At 63.3% G+C, this 21,425-nt stretch carries 25 protein-coding genes; 10 read left to right on the plus strand and 15 right to left on the minus strand.

What is annotated here, in order from left to right; translation table 11 throughout:
• The first annotated feature begins 49 nt into the window (after positions 1-49).
• From HNP49_RS03905 to HNP49_RS03915, 3 genes are read left to right on the plus strand one after another with little or no spacing between them, the layout of a single operon-like run.
• Entirely contained in the window at positions 50-673 is a 624-nt protein-coding gene (locus HNP49_RS03905; RefSeq protein WP_184680766.1) for an FMN-binding negative transcriptional regulator, read from the plus strand.
• Positions 674-693: 20 nt separating this feature from the next.
• Complete coding sequence (locus HNP49_RS03910; RefSeq protein ID WP_184680767.1) at positions 694-1,140, plus strand: GNAT family N-acetyltransferase; 447 nt, start codon at positions 694-696, stop codon at positions 1,138-1,140.
• Positions 1,137-1,817 carry a GNAT family N-acetyltransferase gene (locus HNP49_RS03915; RefSeq protein ID WP_184680768.1) on the plus strand — a complete coding sequence of 227 codons (681 nt, stop codon included), beginning with the start codon at positions 1,137-1,139 and terminating at the stop codon, positions 1,815-1,817. The genes HNP49_RS03910 and HNP49_RS03915 overlap by 4 nt, the downstream gene beginning before the upstream one ends.
• On the opposite strand, the gene HNP49_RS03920 is transcribed toward HNP49_RS03915, so the two are convergent.
• Together HNP49_RS03920 and HNP49_RS03925 are read right to left on the minus strand one after the other, a co-directional pair.
• On the minus strand, positions 1,806-2,486 hold the full coding sequence (locus HNP49_RS03920) for a hypothetical protein (protein ID WP_184680769.1): 681 nt from the start codon (positions 2,484-2,486) through the stop codon (positions 1,806-1,808). The genes HNP49_RS03915 and HNP49_RS03920 overlap by 12 nt on opposite strands.
• Positions 2,487-2,523: 37 nt before the next feature.
• A complete protein-coding gene (locus HNP49_RS03925) occupies positions 2,524-3,336 on the minus strand; it encodes a helix-turn-helix transcriptional regulator (RefSeq protein ID WP_184680770.1) in 813 nt (270 codons plus the stop codon).
• A gap of 166 nt (positions 3,337-3,502) precedes the next feature.
• Between HNP49_RS03925 and HNP49_RS03930 the strand changes: the two genes are divergently transcribed.
• The 3 genes from HNP49_RS03930 (at position 3,503) to HNP49_RS03940 (ending at position 6,359) form a co-directional block, all read left to right on the plus strand.
• Positions 3,503-4,942 carry a sodium:alanine symporter family protein gene (locus HNP49_RS03930; protein WP_184680772.1) on the plus strand — a complete coding sequence of 480 codons (1,440 nt, stop codon included), beginning with the start codon at positions 3,503-3,505 and terminating at the stop codon, positions 4,940-4,942.
• A 144-nt stretch (positions 4,943-5,086) separates the two neighbouring features.
• Entirely contained in the window at positions 5,087-6,079 is a 993-nt protein-coding gene (locus HNP49_RS03935; protein WP_184680774.1) for an asparaginase, read from the plus strand.
• A gap of 4 nt (positions 6,080-6,083) precedes the next feature.
• Positions 6,084-6,359, plus strand: a complete 276-nt coding sequence (locus HNP49_RS03940; RefSeq protein ID WP_184680775.1) for a hypothetical protein — start codon at positions 6,084-6,086, stop codon at positions 6,357-6,359.
• Positions 6,360-6,362: 3 nt separating this feature from the next.
• Here the strand turns inward: HNP49_RS03940 and HNP49_RS03945 are convergent, their stop codons facing one another.
• The 6 genes from HNP49_RS03945 to HNP49_RS03970 form a co-directional block, all read right to left on the minus strand.
• On the minus strand, positions 6,363-6,803 hold the full coding sequence (locus HNP49_RS03945; RefSeq protein WP_184680777.1) for a CBS domain-containing protein: 441 nt from the start codon (positions 6,801-6,803) through the stop codon (positions 6,363-6,365).
• A 103-nt stretch (positions 6,804-6,906) separates the two neighbouring features.
• A complete protein-coding gene (locus tag HNP49_RS03950; protein ID WP_184680779.1) occupies positions 6,907-7,674 on the minus strand; it encodes an ABC transporter substrate-binding protein in 768 nt (255 codons plus the stop codon).
• A gap of 57 nt (positions 7,675-7,731) precedes the next feature.
• Positions 7,732-8,034 carry a DUF3240 family protein gene (locus HNP49_RS03955; RefSeq protein ID WP_184680780.1) on the minus strand — a complete coding sequence of 101 codons (303 nt, stop codon included), beginning with the start codon at positions 8,032-8,034 and terminating at the stop codon, positions 7,732-7,734.
• Between the two features lies 1 nt (position 8,035).
• The gene (locus tag HNP49_RS03960; protein WP_184680782.1) at positions 8,036-8,977 is read right to left on the minus strand and encodes a sodium-dependent bicarbonate transport family permease; all 942 of its coding nucleotides are present in this window, start codon (positions 8,975-8,977) and stop codon (positions 8,036-8,038) included.
• A gap of 243 nt (positions 8,978-9,220) precedes the next feature.
• Positions 9,221-11,029: a sodium-extruding oxaloacetate decarboxylase subunit alpha gene (oadA, locus tag HNP49_RS03965; protein WP_184680784.1), complete on the minus strand. Its 1,809-nt coding sequence runs from the start codon at positions 11,027-11,029 to the stop codon at positions 9,221-9,223.
• Between the two features lie 11 nt (positions 11,030-11,040).
• Positions 11,041-12,456, minus strand: coding sequence for an acetyl-CoA carboxylase biotin carboxylase subunit (locus HNP49_RS03970; RefSeq protein WP_184680786.1), 1,416 nt, complete (start codon positions 12,454-12,456; stop codon positions 11,041-11,043).
• 203 nt (positions 12,457-12,659) lie between these two features.
• On the opposite strand from HNP49_RS03970, the gene HNP49_RS03975 reads away from it, so the two are divergent.
• The gene (locus tag HNP49_RS03975; protein WP_184681187.1) at positions 12,660-13,607 is read left to right on the plus strand and encodes a LysR family transcriptional regulator; all 948 of its coding nucleotides are present in this window, start codon (positions 12,660-12,662) and stop codon (positions 13,605-13,607) included.
• On the opposite strand, the gene HNP49_RS03980 is transcribed toward HNP49_RS03975, so the two are convergent.
• A complete protein-coding gene (locus HNP49_RS03980) occupies positions 13,558-13,761 on the minus strand; it encodes a PA3496 family putative envelope integrity protein (protein ID WP_184680787.1) in 204 nt (67 codons plus the stop codon). The genes HNP49_RS03975 and HNP49_RS03980 overlap by 50 nt on opposite strands.
• Positions 13,762-13,857: 96 nt before the next feature.
• On the minus strand, positions 13,858-14,721 hold the full coding sequence (gene hexR, locus HNP49_RS03985; protein ID WP_184680789.1) for a transcriptional regulator HexR: 864 nt from the start codon (positions 14,719-14,721) through the stop codon (positions 13,858-13,860).
• Between the two features lie 144 nt (positions 14,722-14,865).
• Between hexR and zwf the strand changes: the two genes are divergently transcribed.
• The 3 genes from zwf to HNP49_RS04000 all read left to right on the plus strand — a co-directional run bounded on the left by zwf (position 14,866) and on the right by HNP49_RS04000 (position 17,225).
• A complete protein-coding gene (zwf, locus tag HNP49_RS03990; RefSeq protein ID WP_221445097.1) occupies positions 14,866-16,290 on the plus strand; it encodes a glucose-6-phosphate dehydrogenase in 1,425 nt (474 codons plus the stop codon).
• A gap of 151 nt (positions 16,291-16,441) precedes the next feature.
• Positions 16,442-16,906, plus strand: a complete 465-nt coding sequence (locus HNP49_RS03995; RefSeq protein ID WP_184680792.1) for a hypothetical protein — start codon at positions 16,442-16,444, stop codon at positions 16,904-16,906.
• Positions 16,899-17,225 carry a hypothetical protein gene (locus HNP49_RS04000; RefSeq protein ID WP_184680793.1) on the plus strand — a complete coding sequence of 109 codons (327 nt, stop codon included), beginning with the start codon at positions 16,899-16,901 and terminating at the stop codon, positions 17,223-17,225. Before HNP49_RS03995 ends, HNP49_RS04000 begins: the two co-directional genes overlap by 8 nt.
• A gap of 160 nt (positions 17,226-17,385) precedes the next feature.
• Here HNP49_RS04000 and HNP49_RS04005 read toward each other — a convergent pair whose 3' ends face one another.
• The 5 genes from HNP49_RS04005 to HNP49_RS04025 form a co-directional block, all read right to left on the minus strand.
• Positions 17,386-17,730, minus strand: coding sequence for a hypothetical protein (locus HNP49_RS04005; protein ID WP_184680794.1), 345 nt, complete (start codon positions 17,728-17,730; stop codon positions 17,386-17,388).
• Between the two features lie 314 nt (positions 17,731-18,044).
• Positions 18,045-18,260, minus strand: coding sequence for a DUF4410 domain-containing protein (locus HNP49_RS04010; protein WP_184680796.1), 216 nt, complete (start codon positions 18,258-18,260; stop codon positions 18,045-18,047).
• Positions 18,261-18,450: 190 nt separating this feature from the next.
• Positions 18,451-19,050, minus strand: a complete 600-nt coding sequence (locus HNP49_RS18530; protein WP_221445048.1) for a PEP-CTERM sorting domain-containing protein — start codon at positions 19,048-19,050, stop codon at positions 18,451-18,453.
• 424 nt (positions 19,051-19,474) lie between these two features.
• Positions 19,475-20,644 (minus strand): FimV family protein, encoded by a 1,170-nt coding sequence (locus HNP49_RS04020; RefSeq protein WP_184680798.1) that lies wholly within the window; start codon positions 20,642-20,644, stop codon positions 19,475-19,477.
• A 156-nt stretch (positions 20,645-20,800) separates the two neighbouring features.
• Positions 20,801-21,340, minus strand: coding sequence for a PadR family transcriptional regulator (locus tag HNP49_RS04025; protein ID WP_184680799.1), 540 nt, complete (start codon positions 21,338-21,340; stop codon positions 20,801-20,803).
• Positions 21,341-21,425 lie beyond the last annotated feature (85 nt).

Genomic DNA, 21,425 nt, shown 5'->3' on the forward strand with positions numbered 1-21,425 from the left:
AGACCAATCCAGCGCCTAGCATGGGGCCATTCCCAGCGAGGTAAACGCCATGTACCGCCCCACCGCCTTCCGGCAGGATGACCTGACCACCCTGCACGCCCAGATCGACAGCACTGGCCTGGCGCTGCTCACCAGCAATGGCCCGGCCGGGCTGCAGGCCACCCATCTGCCGCTGCTGCTGGCGGCGGATGAAGGTGAGTTCGGCACCCTCTACGGCCACTTCGCCCGCGCCAACCCGCACTGGCAGGACCTTACCGGGCAAGAGGCGCTGACGGTATTCAGCGGCCCTGATGCCTATGTGCATCCCGGTTGGTATCCCGGCAAGGCCGAGCATGGGCAGGTGGTGCCGACCTGGAACTACATCGCCGTGCATGCCTGGGGGCAGGTCGAAGTCTTCGACGATGCCGACCGTTTACGTCTACTGCTCGAACGCCTGACCGCCCGCCATGAAGCCGGCCGGCCCCGGCCCTGGGCGCTGGACGACGCGCCATCCGAATACCTGGAGCGCATGCTGCGCGCCATCGTCGGCTTCGCCCTGCCGATCCGCCGCCTCGAAGGCCAGTGGAAGCTCTCGCAGAACCGCCAGGCCGCCGACCGCGCCGGCGTGCGCGAGGGCCTGGCCGCCTCCGACAACCCGCGCGACCGTGAACTGGCCGCGCGGATGACACCCTGAAAACCCGCAAGGAGCACTCGATGAACACTCTGCAAATCCGCCCCATTACGGCTGACGACCACGCCGCCTGGCTGCCGCTGTGGCAGGGCTACCAGCGCTTCTACCAGGCCGAAATCCCGGCCGAGACCAGCGCCCTGACCTGGCAACGCTTTCTCGACCCGGCCGAGCCCATGCACGCGGCTCTAGCGTGGCGCGACGGCGTGGCCGTCGGCCTGGTGCACTTCATCTATCACCGCAGCTGCTGGACCCCGGGCGACTACTGCTACCTGCAGGACCTGTTCGTCGCCGAAGGCATTCGCGGCGGCGGCATCGGCCGCGCGCTGATCGAGCATGTCTATGCCGAGGCCGCCCGGGCCGGCGCCAGCCGCGTGCACTGGCTGACCCAGGAGACCAACTACCAGGGGCGCATGCTGTACGACCGCATAGCCGACCGCTCCGGCTTTATCCAGTACCGGAAAATCCTGTGAGTGCCGATCTGAGCCGATGGCAGGCGCGGCCCTTTCCACCGCACGAGGCGCTGGTGGGCCGCTTCGTGCGCCTGGAGCCGCTGGACGCCGCGTGCCACAGCGACGACCTGTGGCGGGAACTGCAGGGGCCGGACCCGGCGCTGTGGGATTACCTGCCCTACGGCCCCTTCGCCACACGCGCGGCCTTCGACACCTGGCTGGCCGGCAATACCACCAGCCTCGATCCGCAGTTCTATACGGTGATCGACCAGGGCAACCTGCGCGCCCTCGGCCTGCTCGCCTACCTGCGCGTCACGCCCAAGGACGGCTGCATCGAGATCGGCCATATTGCCTTCGGCGCCGCCCTGCAGCACACGCCGGGCGCCAGCGAGGCGGTATTCCTGCTGGCCCGCCAGGCCTTCGACGGGCTCGGCTACCGCCGCCTGGAGTGGAAGTGCAATGCGCGCAACGCCCGCTCGCGGCGCGCCGCCGAGCGTTTCGGCTTCGTTTATGAAGGGCTGTTCCGCCAGCACATGATCGTCAAGGGCGAGAACCGTGACACCGCCTGGTACTCCCTGATCGACGGCGAATGGCCGGCCTGCCGCGCGGCCTTCGAGCACTGGCTGGCGGCGGACAACTTCGATGCCGCCGGGAAACAGATACAGCGGCTGGCGGCGCTGCGCGGCTCAGCGGATTAGGCAGCGCCCCTCACTGAGGACTTCCAGTTCGCGTTCGCGCGGCCGGGTTTGCCCGTCGAACACGGCCACTGGCGGGCGCTCCGCCCGGGGCTGAAGGAAGTCCACCTGCACCAGCAACTGGTACTGCCGATTGCGCGTGCGCACCTGCCGGGTACCGGGGCAGTCGGGGAAGTAGTCGGTCACATACACCGGCTCCTGCACGCAGTTGGCATCGTCCAGATGCTCCTCGTAACGTTCGGTGCCCGGACGGTAGCTCTTGCGGTCGCACACCAGCCGCGCCACCTGTTTGCGGCAGTAGCCGGCCGTGGTGCAGTTTTCCCGGTTATCCCGCTCGGTCAGCAGACCACGCTCCTCTCGCCAGCTGGCGCGGATGTCATAGGCCAGCCCGCTGTCCTGGCTGCGCAGGAAGAAGCCATTGCCGGCATAAGCCTCGTCATTCACCGGGGTACTGAAATCGACCCGTTCGTTGTGCAGACGCAGCCGCGACCACAGCCCCGGCTCGGCGTCGAACACCAGACTCATATGCCCCTGCGTCAGCGTGACCTCATCATTCAGCCGCAGCGGCTTGCCGCCTTCGGTGAACAGATAACCCTGCCCCTGGATGCCACCACAGCCGCTTAGCAGCAGCGCGGCCAATGCCATCAGACAGATCAGGGTTCGGGTGGGCATGCTGGGTATTCCAGTGGTGACAGGATTCATGGGTGGGCTACTCGATCTCGAACAGGCCGTTCTTCAGCGGCGCCTCGGCCAGGCGCTGGCGGATGTCGTCGTCCAGACGCGGGTCATCCGGGGCGTAGAGGCGCACCTGACGATAGGCGTTGATGCGGTTGATCTCGGCGCCCAGGTATTCCCAGACCACGCGGGTGCAGGCCGGGTTGCGCCGGTCGCCGCTGGAGACGCCGGTTTTCAGGCCGTTGAGGCGGGTGATGCGGCTCTTGTAGCTGGGAATGAGGATGGTCTGACTCATCTCGTTGAGGGTCAGCGACTCATAGTCGGTAAGGAACAGTCGGTCATGCAGGGCAAAGGCCGCGCCCAGGTAGCGGCAGCGCACCCAGTCCTCGTCGTCGCCTGACGCGGCACGCTCCTGACGCTCCTGACGCTCGAAGAGGAATACCCCGTCTTCCTCCCACAGCTGTACCAGTGACAACAGCACGCAGCCGGGCACCGACATGCAGTTGGAGTACTCGAAGTAGTAACCGCAGTAGCGGCGCAGGTCGCCGGTGTGCTCTCGCAGCGGCTGCAGCAGGCGCTGCAGGGGATCGCGGGTCGGCGCTCGCGATGCCTCGCCGGCCCGCGCGCCGATCAGGCGGGCGAACTGCTCCGGCGGCAGCGCCAGCTCGTAGTCCTCGACGCCGAAGAAGTCGCCGATGCGCTTGAGGTTGTAGGGCGTGGGCCGGCTCTGACCGCTGAGGTACTTGTTGAACTGGGCGCGGTTGATCGCCAGTTGTCGGCACACCTCGGCAATCGAGCGGTAGTGGCTGCAGAGCAGCTTGAGGTTGTCGCCCAGGTGTTCCGCCATGGTGCCGCTCCGGATGATGCGAGTGGAGCGATTCTAGCATCAACTCGCGCCAACTCGCCGCGACCTGCGAAATTGCCGGGACGCCAACCTTGGCCAACCATGCCAAGGTCCCCGGACGCCAACCCCGACCGGCACCGCCACCACTACAACAAGAGAGACATCCGCCATGCTTGATCTACTCAATGACCTGCTCTGGAGCAAGGTCCTCATTGTCGCCCTGGTCGGTCTCGGCCTGTATTTCTCGATTGCCTCGCGCTTCGTGCAATTCCGCTACTTCGGCAACATGTTCAGCATCTTCGCCGAGGCCTTCCAACGTAAACCCGGTCAACTCAGCTCATTCCAGGCCCTGATGCTTTCGGTGGCCGGCCGCGTGGGTGCCGGCAATATCGCCGGTGTCGCCGTGGCCATCATGCTCGGCGGCCCGGGCGCGGTGTTCTGGATGTGGCTGGTGGCGCTGCTCGGCATGGCCACCAGCTACTTCGAATGCTCGCTGGCCCAGCTGTTCAAGCGTCGCGAACCGGATGGCGGTTACCGTGGCGGTCCGGCCTTCTACATCCAGCACGGCCTCGGTCTGCGCTGGCTGGCGATTGTCTTTTCGATCCTGCTGCTGGTGACCTTCGGCTTCGGCTTCAACGCCGTGCAGTCCTACACCGTGGCCACCTCGCTGCATGACACCTTCGGCCTGCCCACCCACTTCAGCGGCATCGCCCTGGTGCTGGTGATCGGCCTGATCATCTTCGGCGGCATCAAGCGCATCGCCAGCATGGCCGACGTGCTGGTGCCGATCATGGCCTTCTCCTACATCGGCATGGCGCTGGTGGTGCTGGGCATGAACATCGGCGAAGTGCCGGCGACCCTGGCGCTGATCGTCAAGAGTGCCTTCGGCCTGGAGCCGGCCTTCGCCGGCGGCATCGGCGCGGCCATCCTGATGGGCGTGAAGCGCGGCCTGTTCTCCAACGAAGCGGGCCTGGGCAGTGCGCCGAACGTGGCGGCGGTGGCCGAGGTCAAGCACCCGGCGGCACAGGGCATCGTGCAGTCGCTGAGCGTGTTCATCGACACCATCCTGGTGTGCACCAGCACCGCGCTGATCATTCTGCTCTCCGGCGTCTACCAGCCGGGCATGGAGCAGGCCGGCGTGGTGCTGACCCAGGCCGCCCTGGCCGCCGAGGTGGGCGAATGGGGCCGCGTCTTTGTCAGCCTGGCGCTGCTGCTCTTCGTCTTCACCACCCTGGTGTACAACTACTACCTGGGTGAGAACGCGCTGGGCTTTTTCAGCCAGAAGCGCTGGCTGGTGCAGGTCTACCGCGTGCTGGTGATGGCCCTGGTGCTGTGGGGTTCGATGCAGGACCTGTCCACCGTGTTCGGCTTCGCCGACGTGACCATGGGCCTGCTGGCACTGGTCAACCTGGCCGCGCTGTTCATGCTGTTCAAGGTCGGCCTGCGCCTGATGCGCGACTACGACAGCCAGATCCAGGCCGGCGTGCAAAGCCCGGTACTGGATGCCAAGCAGTTTGCCGACCTCGACCTCGACCCGCAGGTCTGGAACGGCGCCGTCGGGCAGGCTCAGCGCGAGCCGGCGCCAGGCAACGCCCAGCTGCAACGCTGACAGGCCGGGCGTGACCAGAAGGGGGCCGAGCGCCCCCTTTTGTTCGTCCAAAGCACGCCGATTCCCCGTTAAACTCGACCAGCCAGAGCCGGTCTGCCGCCCGGCCGTTTCGCCATTTTCCGTCGTCGATCAAGGACCTTCACCATGCCCAGTCCGCACAAGCTGCTGATTCTCTACACCGGCGGCACCATCGGCATGCAACAGAGCGCCGAGGGTCTGGTGCCGGCCGGCGGCTTCGAGGCACGCCTCAGGGCCGAGCAGCAGGCACACCCCGAGCGCCCGGTGCCGCACTGGCTGTTCCGCGAGCTGAGCCCGCTGCTGGACAGCGCCAACATGACCCAGCGTCACTGGCTGGCCATGCGCACAACGATCATCGAGGCGGTGGAAGAAGAAGGTTGCGATGCCGTGCTGCTGCTGCACGGCACCGATACCCTGGCCTACAGCGCGGCGGCCCTGAGCTTCCTGCTGCTGGGCATGGAGATCCCCGTGGTGCTGACCGGCTCCATGCAGCCGGCGGGCGTGGCGGGCAGTGATGCCTGGCCCAATCTGTTCGGCGCACTGGCCGCCCTGCAGGGCGGGCTGTCACCAGGCGTACAGGTGTTCTTCAACGGTCAGCTGCTGCATGGCGCGCGGGTCAGCAAGGGCAAGAGCGAAGCCTTCGATGCCTTTGGTGAAGCGCAACGGCCACGCCACGGCCAGCGCCTGGCTGCGCTACCGGCCAACCTTGACTACCGCCATCCGCGCCACGTGGTGAACCTCGCCGTCCTGCCGCTCTACCCTGGCCTGCAGGCCGCGCAACTGAACGCCCTGCTGGCCAGCGGAGTGCAGGGCCTGCTGCTGGAGTGCTACGGCAGCGGCACTGGGCCCTCGGACAACCCGGAGATGCTCGCCGCATTGCACGAGGCCCACGAGCGTGGCGTGGTGCTGGCGGCGATCAGTCAGTGCCCGCAGGGCCATATCGAGTTCGGCGTGTATGCCGCCGGCAGCGCCCTGGCCGGCTGCGGCCTGATCAGCGGTGGCGGCATGACCCGCGAAGCGGCGCTGGGCAAGCTGTTCGCCCTGCTCGGTGCCGGCCTCTGCCAGCAGGAATGCGAGCGCCTGTTCGCCCTCGACCTGTGCGGCGAGCTGGCGGACTGAGCCCATGGAAGAGCTGATCGAGGGCGGCCTGCGCCTGTTCGGCCGGGCTCTGTACCTGCTGGTCCGCGTGCTGCTCTGGGGCATTATCGAACTGTCGCTGTACAAGCTGCCGTGGATGCTCGGCTGGCTGATCCTGCGCACCCTCACGGGTGGCCGCTACCCTAGCTGCACCATCCATCAACACGACCAGGCCGGCGTGCTGGAAAGCCTCATTCCGCTACTGGTGGGTCTTGCCAGCCTGATCGCGCTGGGTACCTGGCTGGCCCATCTGCTGGCCTGAAGCTCAGGCCGCGCCGCGGATGTACTGCTCCAGCGAATGGATCAGGCCATCCTGCTCGGCGAGAGTGGCCTTGATCAGGTCACCTATCGACAGCAGGCCGACCAGGCGCTGCCCCTCCACCACCGGCAAGTGCCGCAGATGGTGCTCGGTCATCAGCTCCATGCACTCGCGGATACCCTGCCGGGCCACCACGGTCAGCACCGGCGTGCTCATGACCTCGCGGACCTGGGTGCCGATCGAGGAGCGTCCCAGCAGCACGCCTTTGCGCGCATAGTCGCGCTCGCTGAAGATGCCGACCAACCGGCCCTGCTCATCGCACACCGGCAGGGCACCGACGTTGCACTCAGCCATCAGCCACAGCGCATCGAGCACGGTAGCTTCCGGCGTGATGGTGTGGACGTCCTGGCTGGACTTGGCATGGAGCATCTGGGCCACGGTTTTCATCTGAGTTCCCCCGAGCAATAACAATCACGGGGCAAGCATCGGCCAGGCTCCACCTATTGAGCAAAGCAATCGATTCAATAAGGGCTATTGAGAAAATCTTGAATCAGGGCGCGACCGATACCTGGCTGACTTCCTCAATCAGGCTATCGGCGTAAGTGCCCCTGTAATGGCGAGCCAGGCTGCCATCACGCTTCATGGCGTCCAGCGTGGCTTGCCAGTGCCGGACGGTGGCATCGGGCGTGGCCCGGGAAAAGGCGATATAGAGGTCCAGGCTGTCGATGGCCAGTACCTGCTGCAAGGCCAGGTCAGTCCCGCTGCGGATATTTTCCATTTCGATATCGCTGGACAGCCACAGCGTATCGCGGCCCAGACGGAGCATATCGAAGCACTGCTGCGATTTGGCCGGACGAAACAGGTTGCTGAAGCCGCGCTGCGCCAGCAGGTCGCCCTTGCCATCGCCAATGTAGGTACAGATCGACGTGGCCTGCCGTGCCTGCTCCAGATCAGCCAATGGCCTGGCCCTTTCCGCACGGTCATACAGCCCCCAGCGAATGCGCTTGATCGGCCCCACCCACTTGAACTGCACTTCCCGCTCCGGGGTACGCGATGTCTCGAACAGAGCCACGGGCGCCGTGGCGGTGCTGGCGATCTGATAGGCGCGCATCCACGGCAGCAGCTCGATCTCGGCCGACTCGCCGGCCCGTTGCAGCAGCTCGCGGACCATCTCGGCGGTAGGGCCGGTAACGCGGCCATCGGCCGCCAGGTATTCGCCAGGCGGTGAATGCTCGGTCAGCACGCGCAAGGGTTCAGCCGCCTGCACGCCCTGCAGCAACAGCCCTGCCAGTAACGCCACCCAACCGCACTGTGCCATCCCGGACCTCTCCCAAGCAGCGGCTCTGCCTCCTGGGTTCAGCCTAGCAGAGCAGGGTCAGAAGCGTTCCGGGCGCAATACCTCGACCTGCGCCAGGTAGCAGACCATGGCGTAGTTGGCGTAGTACTTGGCCTGCAGGTGCGCGGCAATGCGCTCGGCGACATCACGGGCGCAGATGATCTCCACGCGGATATTGCCCTCGGTGTCCCAGCCGGCGCTACGCACGCCGCGATTGCCACGGCCACGGGCATCGGAAATGGTCCACCCGGGCGCGCCCAGCTGCTCCAGGTCAGCCACCAGCTTCTTCTCCAGCGCAGCCTCACAGATCACCGTGAGCAGGGTGCGTTGATGGATGCTCATGTCATAGCCCCCAGGCGATCAGATGCTCGGCCAGCGCCAGATAGAGCGGAATGCCGACCAGAATGTTGAAGGGAAAGGTGATGCCCAGCGATGCCGTCAGCGACAGCGAGGGATTGGCCTCGGGCACCGCCAGACGCATGGCCGCCGGCACCGCGATATAGGACGCCGAAGCCGCCAGGGTGGCGAGCATGGCAGTACCGCCCAGCGACAGGCCCATGGCCCGCGCCAGCAACGCGCCGATCAGGGCGCCGAGCAGCGGCATGCACAGGGCAAACACCGCCAGTCGCACGCCATGCTTCTTCAGGGCGCCCAACTGCCCGGAGGCGATCAGGCCCATCTCCAGCAGGAAGAACGCCAGCACCGGCTTGAACATGCTGGTGTACAGCGGCTCCAGCGGCTTGATCGCCTCCTTGCCGGCCACCGCACCGATCACCAGGCCGCCGAGCAGCAGCATGATCGACTTGCCGAGGAAGATCTCGCGACCCAGTTCCTTCCACTGGGTATCGCGCGACACGCCCTTGGCCAGCAGGATGCCGACCAGAATCGCCGGGATTTCCAGAATCGCCACGAACAGCGGCATGTAGCTCTCGAACTCCACCTGCCGGGCCGCCAGGTAGGCGACCACCACGGCGAAGGTACCGGCACTCACCGAGCCGTAGTGCGCGGCGACTGCGGCGGCGTTGATGCGGTCGAAACGCAGGCCGCGCAGCAGGCCGAAGGCCAGTACCGGCAGTAGCACACCGAGGCCCAGCACCAGCAGTGACTGGCCCAGCAGCGTCGGACTGGCCTGCTCGGCCAGCTCCACCCCGCCGTGCAGACCGATGGCCAGCAGCAGGATGATCGACAGGGTTTCATAGAGTGCCGGGGGCAGCTTCAGTTCGCTTTTCACCAGCCCGGCCAGCAAACCGAAGATGAAGAACAGCACCACTGGATCAAGGCCCATCACACACTCCATAAAGAAATGAAAACCCTGCCCTCATGAGGCAGGGGCGGCGACCCGGATCGGTTCGACCCAGGCGTCGTGCAGCGGCGGTTGCCTATACACGCCCTCCGCCAGCCGGAGGGTGGGAAATGGCTTCACGATGCACGACGGGAAGATGCTGCAGCCGCTCCCTGGCGTCACATCGCAATGCTTGCAAATCATGTCCAGAGCCCTGGCAGGCTCTGGACATCACACAGCCCTGGATCAACCCTCGATCTCGATCAGGACCTCACCCGGGTTCACCCGGTCGCCCTTGGCCACATGGATGGCCTTGACCTTACCGGCCAGCGGCGACGGCACTTCGGTTTCCATCTTCATCGCCTCGGTGACCAGCAGCGGCTGGCCGGCCTTGACCACGTCGCCTTCCTTGACCAGCACGTCGACGATGTTGCCCGGCATGGTGGTGGCCACGTCGCCCGGCGCGCTGGCCTGCTTGCGCTTGTTGCCGCCGCCCGCGACGAACTGGTTGAGCGGCTCGAACACCACCTCTTCGGGCATGCCGTCGATGGCCAGGTAGAAGTGTCGCTTGCCGTCGGTCTTCACGCCCACGCCGGTGATGTCCACGCGATAGGTCTCGCCGTGTACGTCGATGACGAACTCGGTCGGCACGCCCTCGCCCGGCACCGGGCACAGGCCGGCCACGTCCGGCACCGGCAGCAGGGCTTCGGGCTTGAGGGTGCCGGCGGCACGCTCTTCGAGGAACTTGCGGCCGATGTCCGGGAACATGGCGTAGGTCAGCACGTCTTCTTCGGATTTGGCCAGGGTGCCGATTTCCTCGCGCAGCTTGGCCATTTCCGGCTTAAGCAGATCGGCCGGACGCACGTCGATCACTTCCTCGCTGCCGATGGCCTGGGCCCGCAGCTGCTCGTTGATGGTACCGGCGGCGCGGCCGTAACGGCCCTGCAGATACAGCTTCACCTCGTTGGTGATGGTCTTGTAGCGCTCGCCGGCCAGCACGTTGAACACGGCCTGTGTGCCGACGATCTGCGAGGTCGGCGTCACCAGCGGCGGGAAGCCGAGGTCTTCGCGCACTTTCGGGATCTCGGCGAAGACTTCGTTGATGCGGTTGAGCGCGCCCTGCTCTTTGAGCTGGTTGGCCAGGTTGGACATCATGCCGCCCGGCACTTGGTTGATCTGCACGCGGGTGTCCACGCCGGTGAACTCGCTCTCGAACTGGTGGTACTTCTTGCGCACGTTGTAGAAGTACAGGCCGATCTCCTGGATCAGCTCCAGGTTCAGGCCGGTGTCATATTTGCTGCCGCGCAGGGCGGCGACCATCGACTCGGTGCCGGCGTGGCTGGTGCCCCAGGCGAAGCTGGAGATGGCGGTGTCGATATGGCTGGCACCGGCCTCGATGGCCTTCATCTGGCACATGGAGGCCAGGCCGGCGGTGTCGTGGCTGTGGATGAAGATCGGCAGGCCCTGCTCGGCCTTCAGCGCCTTGACCAGCTCGAAGGTGGCGTAGGGAGTCAGCAGACCGGCCATGTCCTTGATCGCCACCGAGTCGCAACCCATGGCTTCCATCTGCTTGGCCTGGTCGACGAATGCCTGCACGGTGTGCACCGGGCTGGTGGTGTAGCAGAGCGTGCCCTGGGCATGCTTGCCGGCGGCCTTCACCGCTTCGATGGACACGCGCAGGTTACGCACGTCGTTCATCGCGTCGAAGATGCGGAACACATCGATGCCATTCACTGCCGCCTTAGCGACGAAGGCACGCACCACGTCATCGCTGTAGTGGCGGTAGCCCAGCAGGTTCTGCCCGCGCAGGAGCATCTGCAGACGGGTGTTGGGCAGCGCTGCCTTGAGCAGACGCAGGCGCTCCCACGGGTCTTCCTTGAGGAAGCGCACGCAGGCGTCGAAGGTCGCGCCGCCCCAGACTTCCAGCGACCAGTAGCCGACCTGATCGAGCTTGGGGCAGATCGGCAGCATGTCTTCGGTGCGCATGCGGGTGGCGATCAGCGACTGGTGGGCGTCACGCAGGATGGTGTCGGTCACATGAATCTTGTTCGGCATGGTTGTGCTCCTCACAGGCCGGCGTGGGCGGCAATGGCGGTGGCAATGGCCAGCGCCAGGTGGGACGGGTTGCGCTTGATCGAGTAGTCGAGCAGTTCCGGATGGCTTTCAACGAAGCTGGTGTTGAACTCGCCGCTGCGGAACTCCGCGTTACGCAGGATTTCCTGGTAGTACGGCGCGGTGGTCTTCACGCCCTGCACGCGCATGTCGTCCAGCGCGCGCAGGCCACGGTCCAGCGCCTCTTCCCAGGTCAGCGCCCAGACGATCAGCTTCAGGCACATCGAGTCGTAGTACGGCGGGATGGTGTAGCCGGTGTAGATCGCCGTGTCGGTGCGCACGCCGGGGCCGCCGGGGGCGTAGTAGCGGGTGATCTTGCCGAAGGACGGCAGGAAGTTGTTCTTCGGGTCCTCGGCGTTGATGCGGAACTGCAGGGCATAGCCGCGGTGGATGATGTCTTCCTGCTTGACCGACAGGGGCAGGCCCGAGGCAATGCGGATCTGCTCACGGACGATGTCCAGCCCGGTGATTTCCTCGGTGATGGTGTGTTCCACCTGCACCCGGGTGTTCATCTCCATGAAGTACACCTCGCCTTCGGCGAGCAGGAACTCAACGGTGCCGGCGTTCTCGTAGCCCACCGCCTTGGCCGCGCGCACGGCCAGATCGCCGATGTAGGCGCGCTGCTCGGGGGTCAGCTGCGGGCTGGGGGCGATCTCGATGAGCTTCTGGTTGCGGCGCTGGATCGAGCAGTCGCGCTCGTACAGGTGCACGGTGTTGCCGAAGCTGTCGGCGAGGATCTGTGCCTCGATGTGCTTCGGGTTGACGATGCACTTTTCCAGGAACACTTCGGCCGAGCCGAAGGCCTTGGTCGCCTCGGAAATCACCCGCGGGAAATTCTGCTCCAGCTCCTCGCGGCTGTTGCAGCGGCGGATACCGCGGCCGCCACCGCCGGAGGTGGCCTTGAGCATCACCGGGTAGCCGATGCGGTCACCTTCGCGCAGGGCTTCGGCGATATCCGCCACGTTGCCCTCGGTGCCCGGCGTCACCGGCACCCCGGCCTTGATCATGCTGCGCCGGGCCTCGGTCTTGTCGCCCATGCGGCGGATGACCTCGGCCGACGGGCCGATAAACTTGATCCCGCGCTCGGCGCAGATATCCGCCAGTTCGGCGTTTTCCGAGAGAAAGCCATAGCCCGGGTGCAACGCATCGCAACCGGCCTCGACCGCCAGATTGACCAGCTTGCGCGGGTTCAGGTAGCCGGCCAGCGGCTCTTCGCTGATGCAGTGCGCCTCGTCGGCGCGCTTCACATGCAGGGCATGGCGGTCGGCTTCGGCGTAGACGGCCACCGAACGAATGCCCATCTCGGCGCAGGCGCGCACGATGCGCACGGCGATCTCGCCGCGGTTGGCAATGAGGATTTTCTTGATCACGAGCCTGGGTCCTCGCTCACGTGAACAGGCGACCGGACGAAACGGTCGGCGCGTGACCGCCTTGGGCCTGGCAGTCTTGTCATACCCTACGCCCGGCAGGCTGATAATCCAAAATCAATATTTATTGGGCTGGCCATTAGCAATGGCTAATATATGACTCCAGAACCACCGTGACGGGGACGAACAACATGCGCAAGTCATTGATGCGAATGACATTACGCCAGCTTCAGGTTTTCCGCGCGGTGTGCGACAGCCGCTCCTACAGCCGCGCCGCGGAGGAAATGGCGCTGACCCAGCCGGCCGTGAGCCTGCAGATTCGCCAACTGGAAGAGTTGGTAGGGCAGCCGCTGTTCGACTACATCGGCAAGAAGCTCTACCTGACCCAAGCCGCCGAGGCCCTGCGGCGCGCCAGCAGCGATATTTTCCAGCGCCTGGAAAGCCTCGACATGCAGCTCTCCGAGATGCAGGGCTCGCTGCAGGGCCAGCTGACCCTGGCGGTGGAATCCAGCGCCAAGTACATCGTGCCGCACCTGTTCGCCGCCTTTCGCCAGCACAACCCTGAGGTCATCCTCAACCTCAGCGTGGTCAACCGCGCCCAGGTGATCAAGCGCCTGTCGGACAACCGCGACGATCTGGTGATCATGTCGCTGGTGCCGCCGGATATGGCCCTGGAGTTCCTGCCCTTCCTCAACAATCCGATTGTCGCCGTGGCACCACCCGGCCACCCGCTGGCACAGGCCGAAACCCTGCGCCTGCAGGACCTGGAAAGCTATCCGCTGCTGGTGCGCGAGCGCGGCTCGGGCACGCGCAAGGCCTGCGAGGAATACTTCCAGCAGAAACGCGTGCACTTCGCCGCCGCCCAGGAAGTCAGCTCACTGGAGGCGCTGCGCGAATGCGTGGTCGCCGGGCTGGGCATTGCCTTGCTGCCGCGTCACGCGGTGGGGCTGGAGCTGGCCGCCGGACTGCTCAAGGAGCTGCCGGTGGAGGAGCTGCCGCTGTACCGCACCTGGTGCGCGGTACACGCCCGCGGCAAACGCCTGTCACCGGTGGCGCAGGCCTTCCTCGATTTCATCCGCACCGAGCGGGCGCAGATCAGCGCCCTCAGCGAGCGCTTCGCGGGAAGGGCGCCAGAGCCAGATTCAGGTAGTTAGTAGCGATCTGGCGCGGAATGTCGTCGAACTCGCTCTCCAGACGGCGCAGTTCGGCGCGATCCTCAATGGCCCGGCGATAGACCATGCGGCGCTGGTCTTCCAGCTTGCGACGGGTCTTGCTGTCGAGGATCGGTTCTTGATGATGCATGGACATCGCAGGTACTCCCCTTCGAGTGGCAGGAGCACCAGCATCCACCGCGCAGGTGACGCTTTGTCGACAGGCCCGTGAATTGCCCGTGACGCCGCGATGTCAGTCGTCGTGGCGCACGCTCTTGGGCGACAGACGCAGGCTGCGCAGGCTGCGCTTGACGCTCTTGAGATGATTGACCAGGTCCGGGCCGCGGGCCATAGCCACGCCCATGGCCAGCACGTCGATCACCACCAGGTGGGCGATGCGCGAGCTGAGCGGGGTGTAGATGTCGGTGTCTTCCTGCACGTCGATGGCGAGGTTGACCGTGGCCAGATCGGCCAGCGGCGTCTGCCCCGGACACAGGGCGATCAGCGTGGCCCCGCTTTCGCGCACCAGGTTGGCGGTGATCAGCAGGTCCTTGGAGCGTCCCGACTGAGAGATGCAGATGGCCACATCGCCCGGCTGCAGGGTAACCGCCGACATCGCCTGCATGTGCGGGTCGGAGTAGGCCGCGGCCGAGAGCAGCAGACGGAAGAACTTGTGCTGGGCATCGGCCGCCACCGCGCCGGAAGCGCCGAAGCCATAGAAGTTGACCTGCTTGGCCGCGGCGATGGCCTGCACCGCGCGCTCCACGGCGCTGGTGTCCAGGTGCTCGCGCACCTCGATCAGGGTGTGCAGGGTGGCATCGAAGATCTTCAGGCTGACATCGGCCACCGAGTCGCCTTCGCTGATCGAGAACTGGCCGAAGCTCGACCCCGAGGCCAGGCTCTGCGCCAGCTTGAGCTTGAGGTCCTGAAACCCGGCGCAGCCGATGGCACGGCAGAAGCGCACGATGGTCGGCTCGCTGACGCCCACTTCGTGGGCCAGGTCGGCCATGGAGCTGTGCATCACCGCAGAAGGGTCGGCCAGCACATGCTCGGCGACCTTGAGTTCGGATTTGCGCAGCTCCTCACGAGACTGGGCGATATGCTGCAGAAGGTTCACGGGCGGGACTCGGTTATGATCGGCAAAGCCGGAATGTAGTTCTTATGTAGTTATACTACATGAATCCGTCAAGCAACCTCGAATTCCTTAGTACCGCGGCTCGGCACCGCGGTGGAGAAGCTCGTGAATACGCCCCCTTGCGACATGCTGGTGCTCGGCGGTACCGGTGACCTGTCCCTGCACAAGCTACTGCCGGCGCTCTATCACCTGCACCGCGAAGGTCGCCTGCCCGGCGACATGCGCATCCACACCGCCGCCCTCGACAGCCTCAGCCGCGACGCCTACCTGGCGCTGGCCGAGCGCAACTGCCGCGCTCAGGTAGCGCGCAGCGAATTCGACAACGACACCTGGCAGGGCTTTGCCGCGCGCATCGACTACTTCAGCATGGACCTCAGCCAGAGCGCCGACTTCAACCGCCTCGGTAAATGGCTGGGCGATGGCTGCCAGCGCGGGCGCGTCTATTACCTGGCCACCGCCCCCGACCTCTTCGAGCCCATTGCCGAGCACCTGCACAACGCAGGCCTCGCCGGCCCGCACACGCGCATCGTGCTGGAAAAGCCGATCGGCCACTCGCTGGAGTCTGCCCGCGAGATCAACCGCTCCATTGGCCGGGTGTTCGAGGAATCGCAGGTCTTCCGCATCGACCACTACCTGGGCAAGGAGACGGTGCAGAACCTCATGGCGCTGCGCTTTGCCAACGCCCTGTTCGAGCCGGTATGGCGCGCCGGCCACATCGACCACGTGCAGATCACCGTGAGCGAAACCCTCGGCGTGGAAAACCGTGGCGCCTACTACGACCACACCGGCGCCATGCGCGACATGCTGCAGAACCACCTGCTGCAACTGCTCTGCCTGGTAGCCATGGAAGCGCCGGTGCACTTCGACGCCGAATCGGTGCGCAACGAAAAGGTGAAGATCCTCCAGGCGCTCAAGCCGATCAGCGGCCTCGACGTGCAGGACAAGACCGTGCGCGGCCAGTACAGCGCCGGCCATATCGGCGGCCAGGAAGTGCCGGCCTACTACTTCGAGAAGAACGTCGACAACGACAGCGACACCGAAACCTTCGTCGCCGTGCAGGCCGAAATCGACAACTGGCGCTGGGCCGGCGTGCCCTTCTACCTGCGCACCGGCAAGCGCATGGCGAGGAAATGCTCGGAGATCGTCATCCAGTTCAAGCCGGTGCCGCACCGCCTGTTCGACGGCAGCCAGGCCAACCGCCTACTGATCCGCCTGCAGCCGGAGGAACGCATCAGCCTGCAGCTGATGGGCAAGAGCCCCGGCAAGGGCATGCGCCTGACGCCCATGGAGCTGGACCTGAACCTGGCTCAGGTATTCCCGCAGAAGCGTCGCTGGGACGCCTACGAGCGCCTGCTGCTGGACGTGATCGAGGGCGACTCGACGCTCTTTATGCGCCGCGACGAGGTGGAAGCCGCCTGGGCCTGGGTCGACCCCATCCTCTCGGGCTGGGACAGCTACTACCCCAACTCGCGTCCCTACCCCGCCGGCAGCAACGGCCCGGAGCAGGCCCAGAGCCTGCTGGAACTGGCCGGCCGCGAGTGGCACGACTGAAGCCCGGTTTACCTGCCGCCCGCCACCGGGCTAGGGTCGCGCTACAGGGCATACGCCAGAGATGGAACAGCACACAGGGAACATCTCTGCCTCGCCTCCATACCGGCCAAAAGTAATAGGGGACAGACCACGATTTAAGCAGAGAGAAAACGTGGTCTTCCCCCTATTAGCCATTAGCCATGGATTGGCTTATGCGCACCGAATAGCGCGGGTCTGTGACCCGCCCTACAAGGCTCATCCGGGCAATGAAGATAAGTTTCCGCAGATTTATATATGCAAGACTGATGGTAGCGATCCTGCGGAGTGCGCAACGGCAGAATATGCGGCGGGTGTTCTTCCAAATCCGCTTATTCCTAAGTGTGATAAGTGTATAGCAAAATGCATTGCGGATTACTTTGATCCGACCCAGGATAAAGCTACTGATTTGGTTGGGCGTGGTTTTTCTGGATATATCTGGCGAACGATGGGGCAGGTTTTAGCTCATGGTGCGAAGTCTTTTAATAAAGCTGACGGCGCATATAAGCTTGCAACTTGTATAACTAATCGCAAGAAAAAGCCTGAGTGTAAGGATGATAAGGATGGTGGCGGGAGTGGAGATTGTAAAGTCGATGATTGATTTCTTTCCTCTTGATCATAAACAAGTAATGGGAATGCTCTTTGTGGCTGTGAATGCTGTTTTAATATTCCTCATTTCATTTGCTAGAAAAGAAAAACAAGCTTCGCTATCGTTTTTTATGATTTTCTCTGGCTTTTCAGTTTGCGTGGTTTATTTGGTTTTGTCTTCTGTAAGAGGTCTCGATATTTCTGAAGTCATATTCCTTAGGTCTTCTGCTAGCTTTGGCCGTGGATTTTCTATAGGTGTTGGCTTTTTTTTGGGGGGGATTCTTGTTCTATTGAAGGTGATTACTTCTAGAGTTGTTCGATTTTTCATTTGACCCGTGCTCGACCTGTGGGTAAGCCTTGTAGGGCGGGTCATTTGACCCGCGCTGATCTGTGCTTGCCTCTACAGGGTGCTGCTGGTTGGCGGGGCGGCACAGCGCATGATGCGGGCCGATATATTGCTCGGCTGATTACGCCTCCGGCTAATCCTCCATTTCATCGCTTAGCCGAATAGATCCAATACGAGAACAAAAAATTCACCGGAACCCACAGCCAACTCAGAATCACACTACCTACCATGTAAATTATCGATATATCAAGTAAAACCAATAACAAAAAACCTAGGAAAACCCAACAACTACCCCAATAGAGCGCAGCCGCCAAGATGAAAAACAAAGCCACAACCCCGCCTAGAAAAATACCAGGATAAAGCAATATTGATTCTGCTCCTCCAAAGAAAGCACCAAGCCTAACTGTAGCAGCAAACAAAATTACAGAAATAAGCGGGGCAAGGAAATACGAATAAACGCTAGAAAAAGCATACTTAATAAATCCAAGCACAACGCTATCCTTTGGCAAAGAAAAATATTCAATTTCGGAAAAGGAAACCGATTAATCAGCCCTCTCCAGCCGGGAAAGTAAATCTGTCCACTCATTTCCATCATGGATGATTTGGCGCGGAAAATCGTACCGCCGATCTGGAAACGCACTACCTGACCCACCGTCACCAGACCATTACTGGGCCCCTAACGACTGACCGCAACCTCGGCGCGGAACTGCAGCACCCTTTCGAAAATCGCATGTGCCGCTAGCTCGATATCCTATCGGGCGGCCTGTTTATCCAGAGCAAACTTGGCGGCCGCGATATAGGAATTTCAGGTCACGATAGCGCCGGGCAATTTGCTCGGCTCCTTGACCGTCCCGAGAAACAGAGACGGACTGATGGGCGGCGCAAGGCTCAGGTCACTGACCTGCAACTGAATGTCCATGCTACTGACATGACGATCAAAGCCAATCACCGCCCGGCCGATCCGGCTGCCCTCTTCCACTTCAGTGAATAAACCCTGCACCAGCCAACTGGGCTCAGACACACACACGACCAGAACGAAATCCTACCTCGAGTCATATGCTGCTCTTGTTGCCTTGTCAGCACAGGATTCTTGGTTCTGTACGAAAAATCGTCGAGCGAAGGGGAGACCAGAGCCCGGACGTTCGCGTGATAACTGCCGGACAAACAAAACGGGAGCCGAAGCTCCCGTTTTGAGATGGAGTACCTGAGGATCAGACGGCCATTTCCTGTTGCTTGCGACGACGGGCAGCCACACCCATGAGACCCAGACCCGCCAGCAGCAGTGCATAGGTTTCCGGCTCAGGCACAGGACTCACCACCGAATCCAGGGAAATATCATCCACCAGGAAAATGCTGTTAGTGGAAATCCGCAGGGTATCGATGCCGGTGAAGTTGCCGCTGAACAGTGTCCAGCCGTTGAATACGCCGCTGATACTGCCCACTTCGGTCCCTTGGAACAGGCCAGTAATGGTGCCGCTGATTTGCTGGTTATACCAGCTCTTCAACCACAGGCTTTCAAAGGAGAAAGTTCCGCCACCAGCCTTGGTAATTTCGCCAATACCACCGTAGTTGTTCAGCGCAGCAAAACTGCCACTGTGCGCAGGGCCATTACCCGCCCAAGGAGCGCCGGCACTGATATCGACGTTGTCCATTGTCTGGTTGAAGACGAATCCATCGACTGCATAGTCAAGGGCGTTGTAATTGCGGGGAGTACCGGTCGACTCAAAGTCGATTACCGTTGCCTGGGCGCCAACCGAGACAAGAACTGTAGCCGCTGCAGCAATGAAGTTTTTAAAACTTTTCGATTTCACAACTATTCCCTCAGTAGGTGATTGGAGCCGATCAGATTGTGTACTTTATATTTTTAATTTAATAATTCGCCACACTTAAAACTTATATAGCAGTTTGAATGGCAACATATAAATGCACGGCCACTCATGGCGAGTAGCGGTGAAATCTACCAGAGTCAAATGACAGCGCATAGATAAAATAAAAAGGATTAATTACAAACCTAGATAGTAATTAATCCTTTCCTGACAACATCGATACGGCACTGAATATCAACTTCGCCACTGCAAACAGGCCGCGCGCGGCACCGACAATTGGGTCACCCACCAATGAGCGCACAGGCCTGTGTGGACAGGCCTGAATGAAGCCCGGTTTGATGGCCTTGGCTCATGATCGGAGCAATGGCGACGCCGCTGCCCGGCGAACCCTGAAAACCCCGAGCAACGCTCAGTTGGTCTGGGCAGCCTCTTTCTGAGTCAGCTGCTTAGCCGATTGGGCCACCCTGTCTGCCTCCGCCAGACGTGCCTGCAACTGCGCCAGGTGACTGTCCTTGAGCTGCACCAGCCGCTGCAGCTTGTCCAGCTGCGACTGCAGGTCGGCGATGCGGCTGTTCAGCTCCTCCCGCTCGCGGCGGGCCTGGTCCAGCCCTTCCTGGGTCAGTGCCAGCTGCTCCTTGAGCGCCTTGCTGGTGCCAGCCTGGTCTTTGCCCTGCGCGGCATCCGCTGCGCCCTTGGCTGTCGAGGCGCCTACCAGACTGAGCGTGTCACCCTTGGCCACCGATGCGGGAGCCGCCGCTGCAGCGGTACGCCGGGTCGCATCCATCTGCGCCGGTGCGGACGGCGCGCGCCAGCTCTGGTGCTGCTGTTCGACCTGCGCCAGCGCCTCGCTGGCCGAGTGCTGCTGCATCTGCTCGGCGGTCGGCAGCTGCAGGGTCTGGTTGCGCTTGAGGCGGTTGATGTTGCCGCCATCGAACGCCTGCGGGTTGAGCCGCTGAATCGCCAGCATGGCCTGCTGCGGCGTGGCCTGCGGGCCACGAATGGCGCGGGCGATGTCCCACAGGCGGTCGTTTTCGCGGGTCTGGTACTGGCTGCCCAGCTGCGGGCCGCTGCTGTTTGCCGGCGCTTGCTGCGGTGCAGGCACGGATGCCGGGGCCGACACGGCCTGGCGCACTGTGCTGGCCACGACCGGCGAGGCAACAGGGGCCTGGAAGCTGTAGCTGGGCGGGTCGAGCAGCAGGTTGAATTCGCGCAGCTGGCGACCGTTGGGCCAGGTCACTTCCAGCAGCAGGTTGAGGTAGGGCTCACGCACCGGCTGGCGCGAGGTCACGCGGATCACGCTGCCGCCCGCGGCGCGGAGCTCGGGGCTGAACTGCAGATCACCGAGGAACTGACTGCGCTCGATCCCGGCCTTCAGATAGTCCTCGGCCGAGGCCAGACGCACCAGCACCTCGCCGGCACCCAGGTCGCCGACATCGCTCAGCGGGATCTGTGCGCGCAGCGGCTGGCTCAGGGCCGACTGCACATGAACTTCGCCAATCCCCAGCGCCCAGGCCGGTACGCTCAGGGAGCTGGTGGATGCCACGGCCAGAGCCAGCAGCAGACGACGTGCCTGAATCATGGGAAACCTCTCGACAATCAGCGCTCTCCGGGGTCGACCACCCCGGCCTGCCACACGGCAGTATTAAGTCCGATTATTCGCGGCCACCGCGCCACTCGACAGGCACAAATGACGCAAGCGCAGAACCCGTCACAGATGGATTGGCAGAACTGCCGATCAGTCGGCACTGCGCAGGGTCTGCGCCACTTCGTCGGCCCAGGCCAGCCAGGCTTGCTCGCCGAGAATGCCGCGGCGCAGGGTCAGATAGGGCAGGCGCCAGGCCAGTCGCTCGGCCTCGGGCAGGGCAAGCAGTTCGCGCTCGATGGCCTGCAGGCTGTCCAGGGTCTTGAGGTGAATGGCCACGTGCCGGGCCATCTCCTCGCGCAGGTTGGCTTCGTCGGTCAGCGTACCGCCGTAGAGTTTGACCAGCAGGGCATCGTTGATCCGGTTCGGTGCCACCGGCTCACTCAGCCAGCGCAGCAGCTCGGCGTGGCCTGCCGGAGTCAGGCGGTAGACCTTCTTGTCCGGCCGGCTGTCCTGCGCCTCTTCCTCGAAGGCCAGCCAGCCGGCCTCGCTCAGCTTCTTCAGCTCCAGATAGACCTGCTGGTGCTTGGCGTTCCAGAAGTAGCCAAGCCCGGCCTTGAAGCGCTTGACCAGATCGTAGCCGCTGCCCGGTTCGCTTTCGAGAAGAATGAGGATGGCGTGCTTGAGGGACATGGACGCAGATTCGGCATAAGGCGGGAAGTGCTTGGCAGTATACGGACTATGCAAGAAGTTGCATAAATCTCCCGGGCGCACCTAA

The sequence above is a fragment of the Pseudomonas fluvialis genome (genome assembly GCF_014207935.1).
GTDB classification, from domain to species: Bacteria; Pseudomonadota; Gammaproteobacteria; order Pseudomonadales; family Pseudomonadaceae; genus Aquipseudomonas; species Aquipseudomonas fluvialis_A.